Source organism: Lysinibacillus sp. NPDC059133, assembly GCF_042755925.1.
Taxonomy (GTDB): Bacteria; Bacillota; Bacilli; order Bacillales_A; family Planococcaceae; genus Lysinibacillus.
Genome location: NZ_JBHZDH010000062.1, coordinates 18,676 through 28,640 on the forward strand (window position 1 = coordinate 18,676; position 9,965 = coordinate 28,640).

A 9,965-nucleotide genomic window follows, 5' to 3' on the forward strand; every position below is an offset into this window, starting at 1 on the left:
TGTTGAGATTAAATTTTCAACAGTAGTTTCTTTTCTTTCATTTTTCGACTCAGTTTACTTTGGAGCGATTACTTTTTTACCGCCCATATATGGAACTAATACCTCTGGAATCACTACGCTTCCATCAGCTTGTTGATAGTTTTCTAGGATTGCTGCTACTGTACGGCCGATTGCAAGACCTGAGCCGTTTAATGTGTGTACATACTCTGGTTTTGCATTTGGCTCACGACGGAAGCGAATATTTGCTCGACGTGCTTGGAAATCTTCAAAGTTAGAGCATGAAGAGATTTCACGGTACATATTTTGAGCTGGAATCCAAACCTCTAAATCGTACTTTTTCGCTGCAGTAAAGCCTAAATCAGCTGTACACATTTTTAGTTTGCGGTATGGTAACCCTAATAATTGCAGTACTTTTTCTGCATGACCTGTTAATAATTCTAGCTGTTCATAAGATTCTTCTGGTTTTACAAAGCGTACTAATTCTACTTTGTTGAATTGATGTTGGCGAATTAAACCACGTGTATCGCGTCCCGCAGAACCCGCCTCTGAACGGAAGCAAGCACTATATGCCGCAAAGCCCTGTGGCAATGCTTCACCTGGTAAAATTTCATCACGATAGAAGTTTGTCACAGGTACCTCTGCTGTTGGAATCATGAAATAATCTGTGTCATCTAATTTAAAGACATCTTCTTCAAATTTAGGCAATTGTCCTGTACCTGTTAAGCTATCACGATTGACAATTACAGGTGGTAGCATTTCTTCATAGCCATGCTCTTCTGCATGTAAGTCCATCATAAATGCCATTAATGCGCGTTCTAAACGAGCACCAAGGCCACGATAGAATAAGAAACGGCTACCAGTCACTTTTGCACCACGTTCAAAGTCTACAATTTGTAAGTCCGTAGCGATATCCCAGTGTGCTTTAATGTCAAAATCAAATGTTGGAATCTCACCCCAAGTATATTCCTCTACATTATCGTCCTCAGTTGTGCCAACTGGTACAGATTCATGTGGAACGTTTGGTAAACGCATCATCATATCTTTAAAACGTTCTTCTACATCATTTAATTGGACATCTAGCTCTTTAATTTCATCGCCAACCTGACGCATACGTGCAATAACTTCATCCGCATTTTCTTTATTACGCTTCATGATAGAAATTTGCTCAGATACTTTATTACGTTCAGCTTTAAGCTCTTCTGTTTTTGCAATTAATTCACGACGCTTTGCATCTAATTGTTCAAAGTCGTCTAAGTTTCCTAAATCCTCATTACGTGTTAATAGCATTTCTTTAATTTCCGCGAAATTGTCGCGCACGCGTTTAATATCTAACATCGTCATACCTCCAGTAGATTCTTAATGATGGGAAAATAGTTAGTGGAAACACAAAAAAGCCCTCATCCCCAAAAGGGACGAGAGCTACCCGCGTTGCCACCCTAATTGATTAGACACATTGTACTTTGTCTAATCCACTTATTTCATAACGGCATTTCAGCCGGCGACAGCCTACTTCATTAACTTCGACTGCGCAACTCCAGGACGGATTCACAAGTGCTTTTATCAGCTTCCACCACCCGCTGACTCTCTAAAAAAAACGTGCTTGTTACTACTTCCCATCATCGTGTTCAGTTATTTAAATTTTATCCATACTGTACTATATGAATTGAGATTTTGCAAGTCATACCATAGAAGATACAAAATATTCAAGAATCCGTGCATCTGACGTTAATTCAGGATGGAAGGAACAGCCTAATAAATGATCGTCCTTTGCTAACACGATTTTCCCATCATGCTCTGCTAATACTTCAACACCTTCACCTACGGAAACAATATGTGGCGCGCGTATAAAGACAGCCGGAATAGCCTCACCTATTTCAGGTATGTCGAGCTTCACTTCAAAGCTATCGACCTGACGTCCATAAGAATTCCGTGCAACTACCACATCCATTACTGCTAAATGTGATTCATAATCCACTAATTCCTTTGCCAATAAAATCAATCCGGCACATGTTCCAAACATCGGTAAACCTTCCTTTGCAAGTGTGCGAATTGGCTCTATTAGCTCATATCGATTCAGCAATTTCCGCATCGTTGTGCTTTCTCCACCAGGCAAGACAAGTCCATCAAGCTTCTCTAAATCACTTCTTTGTTTTACTAAAACAGCTTCGCATCCGAGAGACTCTAACATTTGCACATGCTCTCGTACCGCTCCCTGTAATGCTAAAACACCAATTCGCTTCATCTTACCAGCCTCGCTCTTGCATACGCTCATTTTGACTAAGCTGTGCAATATCGATGCCTTTCATCGGAACGCCTAGCTCTTTTGAAATCTCAGCAATTAGTTTGTAGTCCTTATAATGTGTAGTGGCTTCTACAATTGCACGAGCAAATTTCTCTGGGTTTTCTGATTTAAAAATACCAGAACCAACAAATACACCGTCAGCTCCAAGCTCCATCATTAATGCTGCATCTGCTGGCGTAGCAACTCCACCTGCTGCAAAATTCACGACTGGTAAACGGCCATGACGTTTAATTTCTCTTAATAATTCAAAAGGAGCACCAAGCAATTTAGCCTCTGTCATTAATTCGTCCTCTGTCATACCAACTACCTTACGTACTTGCGCATTTACTTTACGAATATGACGAACAGCCTCTACAATATTTCCCGTCCCTGGTTCCCCTTTAGTTCGTAACATGGAAGCCCCTTCACCAATGCGTCGAGCTGCTTCTCCTAAATCACGACACCCACAAACGAAAGGCACTGTATAATCACTTTTTAATAAATGAAACTCCTCATCCGCTGGAGTTAATACTTCACTTTCATCAATATAATCAACACCCATTGCTTCTAACACTCTTGCTTCTACAATATGTCCAATACGTGCCTTAGCCATTACGGGAATGGATACAGCCCCCATGACCTCCTCGACAATACGAGGATCCGCCATACGTGCTACACCACCCGCCTTACGAATGTCTGATGGTACTCGTTCTAATGCCATGACAGCTACAGCTCCTGCTGCTTCCGCAATTTTCGCCTGCTCTGCATTAATAACATCCATAATGACGCCACCCTTTTGCATTTCTGCCATCCCGCGCTTAACTAATTCTGTACCTGTTTGTCTCATGATTTCTAACCTCCACCTTTATGATGAAATTTAGTATAATCGAAATTGACCATATAAAAATATCCAGTTTATAAAATATCCATAAGGTCAGGAGGATTGATGAACATGGACATGCTTTTATTCCAACTAGAAAAAAATGGTGGAAAACCGCTCTATGACCAGCTTTATAGCGGCATTAAAGAAGCTATTATTTCAAAGAAAATTGCAGTAGGAGAAAAATTACCATCAAAAAGAAAATTAGCCGATTTTTTGAATATTTCTCAAACAACTATTGAAATTGCATATGCACAGCTACTTGCAGAAGGCTATATTATGTCTAAATCCCGCGTCGGTTATTTTGTAGAGGAAATTGACGAACTTCCATATATTCAGCAGGACACAATAGCTTCTTTACACGAACAACCTAAGAAAAAATCGTACAAGATAGATTTTAATCCTGGTTCTATCGATATTGATGCCTTCCCATTTCAAACATGGCGGAAATATGCGAAAGAGCTCTTTGATGATGCCTCAAAGAAATTATTATTAACAGGTGAACCTCAAGGAGAACTATCTTTACGAACGGAGATTGCTAATTATTTATTTCAATCACGCGGAGTTGTTTGTAGTCCCGAGCAAATTGTCATCGGCTCAGGAACAGAACAGCTTCTACCAATGATCTTGCGCCTCTTCGGTGACGATACTTGCTTTGCGCTTGAAAACCCAGGATATCCAGCTGTGCATCGTATGTTTTCCCAGCATAAACGAAAAGTCTATCCAATTGCAGTCGATGATGAAGGAATTGTCATTCATGAGCTCGAAAAAACTAGCGCTGACGTCGTTTATATTACGCCATCACACCAATTCCCTACAGGAGCAGTATTATCAGCTACAAGACGTGCACAAGCTTTAAATTGGGCCGCACAAAGCTCCTCTCGATACATTATTGAAGATGATTATGATTCCGAATTTCGTTATACTGGAAAACCAATTCCAGCACTTCATGCATTAGATCGAAATGATAAAGTCATTTATATGAGTACATTTACAAAATCATTAATGCCGTCCTTGCGCGTTGCTTATTTTGTACTTCCACCAAAATTACTTGCTACTTATAATGATGTATTTAATTACTATTCATCAACAGTACCTCGTTTTGATCAACATATCGTAGCTAATTTTATGCGTGACGGCCATTTTGCAAAGCATTTAAATCGAATGAGGAAAGTTTATCGAAAAAAGCATGAAAAACTTACTTCTATTTTAGAAAACTATTCTAATCAAATTAACATTACTGGCGAGCAAGCCGGAATGCATATTTTACTCGATGTACAACATACTTTGTCTGAAAAGCAATTACAACAACTTGCCTCCAATGCGGAAATCAAAATCTATCCACTATCTGATTATCGCCTGGATCACGCCACACCCTCACAAGCTCAATTTTTACTAGGTTTTGGAGGTATACCTGTACATGAAATTGAACCTTCGATTGAAAAGCTAATGAGCTGTTGGGATATACAGAAAAAACACCGATCAACCTCACGTTAAAAGGTTGATCGGTGTTTCCTTTATATTATGATTCAATTAGTTGAATATTATAAAGCTTAAACCATGTATGAATTTGCCCGAGATAGGCTAAAAGCTGTGGACCTGCCATTAATTGTCCATACCAAGGAACTTTGAAAGAACTGCCACCAGATTCAATTAGCCCTATTAGCTTCTGTCGCTCAAATAATTCATGAAGAATTGAATTTTTATCCTCCATTATTTCTCTTAGCCATTTTTGAACACCTGCTGTATAAACTGGATGATAAGTTTTTGGGTACGGATTCTTTTTCCGATATAAAACTTCTTCTGGCAATAAATGTTCCATTGCCTTACGAAGCAAACCCTTTTCTATACCGCCTAAATTTTTCATTTCCCAAGGAATATTCCACGCATATTCCACAAGTCGATGATCTGCAAATGGAACACGAACTTCAAGACTCGCCCCCATGCTCATACGGTCTTTTCGTTCCAGCAATGTTTGCATAAACCAGACCATATTCAAATAAAACATTTCACGTTGCCTTACTTCCTCAATACTCTCTCCATCAAGATATGGTACTTCAGCAATTGTTTGCGAATATGCATGTTGTGCAAATGATTCAACTGTTAATTTCTTACGCCACCGCTCTTGCAACATTGTTGATCTTTCAGACAGTGAACGAATCCAAGGAAAACCTGTTGTCGTTTCTGTAAACCATGGATAGCCGCCGAAAATTTCATCTGCACATTCACCCGATAGTGCAACGGTAAAGTCTTTTTTTATTTCTCGACAAAACCATAATAACGATGAATCTACATCTGCCATCCCTGGTGAATCTCTAACAACGACAGATTCTACTAACCAATCGATTAATTGCTGCTGAGAAATTTCCTCAGCATGATGTGTTGTACTAAATGTATCTGTCATTTTTTGAATCCAATACGTGTCTGTTGATGTTTGAAAAGCATGTGGATTAAAGAAGCGTTCATTATCCTCATAGTCTATAGAATACGTATGGAGCATACCTTTATTTTGTTCATGAAACCTGTTTGCCGCAATGCCAGTAATAATGCTGGAATCTAATCCGCCTGAAAGAAATGTACAAATCGGTACGTCTGAAACAAGCTGTCGTTCAATAGCATCCGTTAGCAAAAAACGGACATGATCGATCGTTTCCTCTAATGACTCTTCATGTCGTTTACTTTGTAACTGCCAATACTGCCAAACTCGTATACCCTCCCTAGAGAAACGCATTGCATATCCTGGACGTAGCTCACTAATATTTTGAAAAAGTGACTTTCCGGGTGTTCTAGACGGCCCTACAGCCATAATATTTGCTAATCCTTCCGTATTAACGGTTGTTTTAATCAATGGATGAGCCAATAATGCTTTCACCTCGGAGGCAAAAAGCAAACCGCCTTGTTGTTCTGTGTAAAACAAAGGCTTTACACCTAGTCGGTCTCGGCATAAAAAAAGAGATTGTGATTGTTCATCCCATATACCAAAAGCGAAAATTCCATTTAAAAAATCAACACACTGCTCTTTCCATTCAATATAAGCAGTTAATAATACTTCCGTATCTGAGTGCGTTGTCAAAACATGCCCTCGATTTTGGAGCTCTTTCCTTAATTCTTCTGTATTATAAAGCTCGCCATTATATGTAATGACATAGTTTGCACCATCATGTACTTTTTTCATCGGTTGCTTCCCACCGATTAAATCTATGACAGCTAGCCGACGATGGCCAAATGCAATATACTCACTACACCAAATATTTTCATCATCAGGCCCTCGTTTATTTAATGTTTGCGTCATTAACTTTAGAGTTTCATTACTTGTTCTTAAATCCTTTTGAAAGCTAGCCCATCCTGTAATGCCACACATTTAGCCACATCCTTTCGCCTAATAGCGTATGCAGTAGAGCGAAAAAACGTGAAAAAGAACACATAGATGTTAGAAAACATCTACGTGTTCTTTAAGTTAATTATTAATCCGCCGGAGGCTTTAACTTCTTTCGTGAAAGAAGTTAGAATAAGCCACCAACAAAGTCAGTAATGCTGCTCCATAAGTTTCCGAAGAAGCTACCAATACCTTGGAAGAATAATGAGATACCACTAGCACGCTCCACAGCCTCTGTTGTGACAACATCAGCTTTAAGGTCCTTACCGTCAATAAAACCGTAATCTGTGCCCTCTGAGCGCTCAATAACTACCTTCCCGACAACTGTATCCTTCTTAACCTCTGCTTCAAGACTCTTTTTATCTAATACTAGTTTAGGTTTATATAAATCTTTCTCAGATGACTTGACCATAAATGAAATTGGTTCTTTAACAGCAATCGCTACTTTGTTTTCTTTACCTTTTGTAACTTTTACTGTTTCTTGATCTTTAAACTTATAGTTTGCAGGAATAATTTCTTGTTTCGAGAATTGTGAGAAACCATAATTAAACAATTTAGCTGTTTCATCGAAGCGCGCTTTTTTTGGATCCTCTCCTACAGCCTTCATAACTACAGAAATTAAACGTGTACCATTGCGCTCTGCTGTACCTGTAAAGCAATGACCCGCAAAGTCTGTTGTACCTGTTTTTAATCCGTCAACGCCTTGATATTGGAATATTAAACCTGGCAACATAAAGTTCCAGTTTTCCATTTTAATTGCATCCTCTGTACCTTCACGGAACGTCTTTTTTGCAATTTTAGACGTTTTTAATACGTCTGGATGATCTTTTAGTAAATGATATGCTAATTTAGCTACAGATTTAGCAGGCATTACATTTTCATCATTTGGTCCAGTACCAGCTGGCTGCATACCAAATAAATCTTCATTGTTAAGACCAGTAGAATTCACGAATTTATAGCCTGTAAGACCAAGCTCTTCTGCTTTTTTATTCATTAGCTTTACAAACTCAGTTTCAGTACCTGCAATTGTTTCTGCTATTGCGACTGTAGCAGCATTTGCAGAGTAAATTGCCATTGCCTCATATAATTCTTGAATTTTGTAAGTTCCATCTCTACGCAATGGTACATTACTTAATGCACGGTTTTGAGACATTTTATACGTATATTCAGTTACGTGATATTCTTGATCCCATTTAACTGTACCTGCATCAATTGCATCCAATAACAGGTATTCAGTCATCATTTTTGTCATACTCGCAATACCTAGTGAAGTATCTGCATTTTGTTCATATAAAATTTTTCCTGAATCTGCGTCAATTAAAATTGCAGCATCCACTTGTAGTCCTAAATCTGTTTCTGCATTTGCCTTCGCTGGAATACCTGCTAAAACACTAAATAACAAAACAGGAATTAGGAGTAAGCGAATGACAGTGTTCATTGTCTTTTTCACCTTTAAAGCCCTCCAAAAAATATTCTTTTCCTCGACATTTTATCATATATAGTAATGTCCGTGCGCACTCTCTATCATAAAAAAATGCTCTCGTGTCATCTTTGTAGACGATTCGAGAGCATAAAAGTTGCTAGTAATATATTACATCGAATAGTTTGGTGATTCTTTTGTGATTTGTACATCATGTGGATGTGATTCACGTAGACCTGCACCTGTCATTCGAACAAACTGAGCATTTTCACGTAAGAACTCAAGGTTAGCTGAACCACAATAGCCCATACCTGCACGAATACCACCGATTAGTTGATAAATAGTATCCGCTAGAGGTCCCTTGTAAGGAAGACGACCTTCAATACCCTCAGGTACTAATTTTTTCGCATCCTCTTGGAAATAACGATCTTTTGAACCTTTTTCCATAGCTCCAATTGAACCCATACCACGGTATACCTTGAAGCGACGACCTTGGAAGATTTCAGTTTCACCAGGAGATTCAGAAGTACCTGCAAGAAGTGAACCAAGCATTACAACATTACCACCCGCTGCAAGAGCTTTTACGATGTCACCAGAGTACTTAATGCCTCCATCAGCAATAATTGTTTTGCCAAGTTCACGTGCTACTGTTGCACAATCGTAAACAGCTGTAATTTGTGGTACACCTACACCGGCTACGACACGAGTAGTACAAATAGATCCTGGTCCAATACCAACTTTCACTACATCTGCACCAGCTTCAAATAATGCGCGTGCACCTTCAGCTGTTGCCACGTTACCAGCGATAATCTCAAGCTCTGGGTAAGATTCACGGATAGAACGAATTGTTTGTAATACGCCCTCAGAATGACCGTGAGCTGTATCGATTACTACGATGTCTACTTGTGCTTCAACAAGCTTTTCAATACGTATCATCGTATCTTTTGAAACACCAACTGCTGCTCCTACTAATAAACGACCATGGATGTCTTTTGCAGCGTTAGGGAACTCAATTACTTTCTCGATATCCTTAATTGTAATTAATCCAGTTAATTTACCTTCTTCATCTACAATTGGTAGCTTTTCGATTTTATATTGTTGAAGAATCTTTTCAGCATCCTCTAGAGTCGTTCCAACAGGAGCTGTAATTAAATCTTCTTTTGTCATAACATCTTCAATTTTTAAAGAATAGTCAGAAATAAAACGTAAGTCGCGGTTTGTAATGATTCCTACTAGCTTTTGGTTTTCCATACTATCAACGATTGGTACACCAGAAATTCGGTATTTGCCCATTAAATGCTCAGCATCGAAAACTTGGTGAGTCGGAGTTAAGAAGAATGGGTTTGTAATAACACCATTTTCAGAACGTTTTACTTTTTCTACTTGCTCAGCTTGCTCATCGAGTGACATGTTCTTATGGATAATACCGATACCACCTTGACGTGCCATAGCAATTGCCATTTTAGATTCTGTAACTGTATCCATGCCTGCGCTGATCGTTGGAATATTTAATTTAATCTTCGGTGTTAGTTGAACTGATAAATCAACATCTTTCGGTAATACTTCTGAATGGGCTGGTACTAATAATACATCATCAAAAGTTAAACCTTCTTTGGCAAATTTAGTTTCCCACATTTTCGTAACGTCCTCCTATAGTTAAAAGAATATTAATTGTAAGATTAACAACGTGCTAAGCTACTGTCAAGAAACTTATAAAAGAAAGACAATTCAGATTTTTCTAAGCGGCATCTCTGATAGCCTTTTCTCCTTTTTTACACTGAAGAAAATGTAGACTTTTTAATTTTTTCTACATTTAATATATAAGGATTAGTTAAGCTCTTCTTATTTTAAGCAAGTTTTGTGGAATTATTGATAAATTATTAAGGTTTTTCAAAAAAAAAAACAGCCAGCATACAGCTGACTGTTTACATTGCCTAGCGACGTCCTACTCTCACAGGGGGAAGCCCCCAACTACCATCGGCGCTAAAGAGCTTAACTTCCGTGTTCG

Annotated in this window: 7 protein-coding genes, 1 rRNA gene and 1 other annotated feature; of the genes, 1 reads left to right on the forward strand and 7 read right to left on the reverse strand. The window is 38.6% G+C overall.

The features are described 5' to 3' along the window. Window positions 1-54 precede the first annotated feature (54 nt). The 3 genes from serS to pdxS all read right to left on the reverse strand — a co-directional run bounded on the left by serS (window position 55) and on the right by pdxS (window position 3,128). Window positions 55-1,335 (reverse strand): serine--tRNA ligase, encoded by a 1,281-nt coding sequence (gene serS, locus ACFXN8_RS22915; RefSeq protein ID WP_386847798.1) that lies wholly within the window; start codon window positions 1,333-1,335, stop codon window positions 55-57. Window positions 1,336-1,405: 70 nt separating this feature from the next. Beyond that, window positions 1,406-1,629: a binding site (T-box leader), on the reverse strand. Between the two features lie 49 nt (window positions 1,630-1,678). Then, the gene (gene pdxT, locus ACFXN8_RS22920) at window positions 1,679-2,242 is read right to left on the reverse strand and encodes a pyridoxal 5'-phosphate synthase glutaminase subunit PdxT (protein ID WP_376078349.1); all 564 of its coding nucleotides are present in this window, start codon (window positions 2,240-2,242) and stop codon (window positions 1,679-1,681) included. A 1-nt stretch (window position 2,243) separates the two neighbouring features. Beyond that, complete coding sequence (gene pdxS / locus ACFXN8_RS22925) at window positions 2,244-3,128, reverse strand: pyridoxal 5'-phosphate synthase lyase subunit PdxS (RefSeq protein ID WP_376078352.1); 885 nt, start codon at window positions 3,126-3,128, stop codon at window positions 2,244-2,246. Window positions 3,129-3,233: 105 nt separating this feature from the next. Here pdxS and pdxR point away from each other — a divergent pair, with 105 nt between their 5' ends. Beyond that, the gene (gene pdxR, locus ACFXN8_RS22930; protein ID WP_376078354.1) at window positions 3,234-4,658 is read left to right on the forward strand and encodes a MocR-like pyridoxine biosynthesis transcription factor PdxR; all 1,425 of its coding nucleotides are present in this window, start codon (window positions 3,234-3,236) and stop codon (window positions 4,656-4,658) included. Between the two features lie 25 nt (window positions 4,659-4,683). Here the strand turns inward: pdxR and asnB are convergent, their stop codons facing one another. The 4 genes from asnB to rrf all read right to left on the reverse strand — a co-directional run. Continuing rightward, on the reverse strand, window positions 4,684-6,522 hold the full coding sequence (asnB, locus tag ACFXN8_RS22935; protein ID WP_386847801.1) for an asparagine synthase (glutamine-hydrolyzing): 1,839 nt from the start codon (window positions 6,520-6,522) through the stop codon (window positions 4,684-4,686). 142 nt (window positions 6,523-6,664) lie between these two features. Continuing rightward, on the reverse strand, window positions 6,665-7,987 hold the full coding sequence (locus ACFXN8_RS22940; RefSeq protein WP_386847803.1) for a D-alanyl-D-alanine carboxypeptidase family protein: 1,323 nt from the start codon (window positions 7,985-7,987) through the stop codon (window positions 6,665-6,667). Between the two features lie 141 nt (window positions 7,988-8,128). Next, the gene (guaB, locus tag ACFXN8_RS22945; RefSeq protein ID WP_376078362.1) at window positions 8,129-9,592 is read right to left on the reverse strand and encodes an IMP dehydrogenase; all 1,464 of its coding nucleotides are present in this window, start codon (window positions 9,590-9,592) and stop codon (window positions 8,129-8,131) included. Between the two features lie 297 nt (window positions 9,593-9,889). Next, window positions 9,890-9,965, reverse strand: a 5S ribosomal RNA gene (gene rrf / locus ACFXN8_RS26535); the annotation flags it as partial.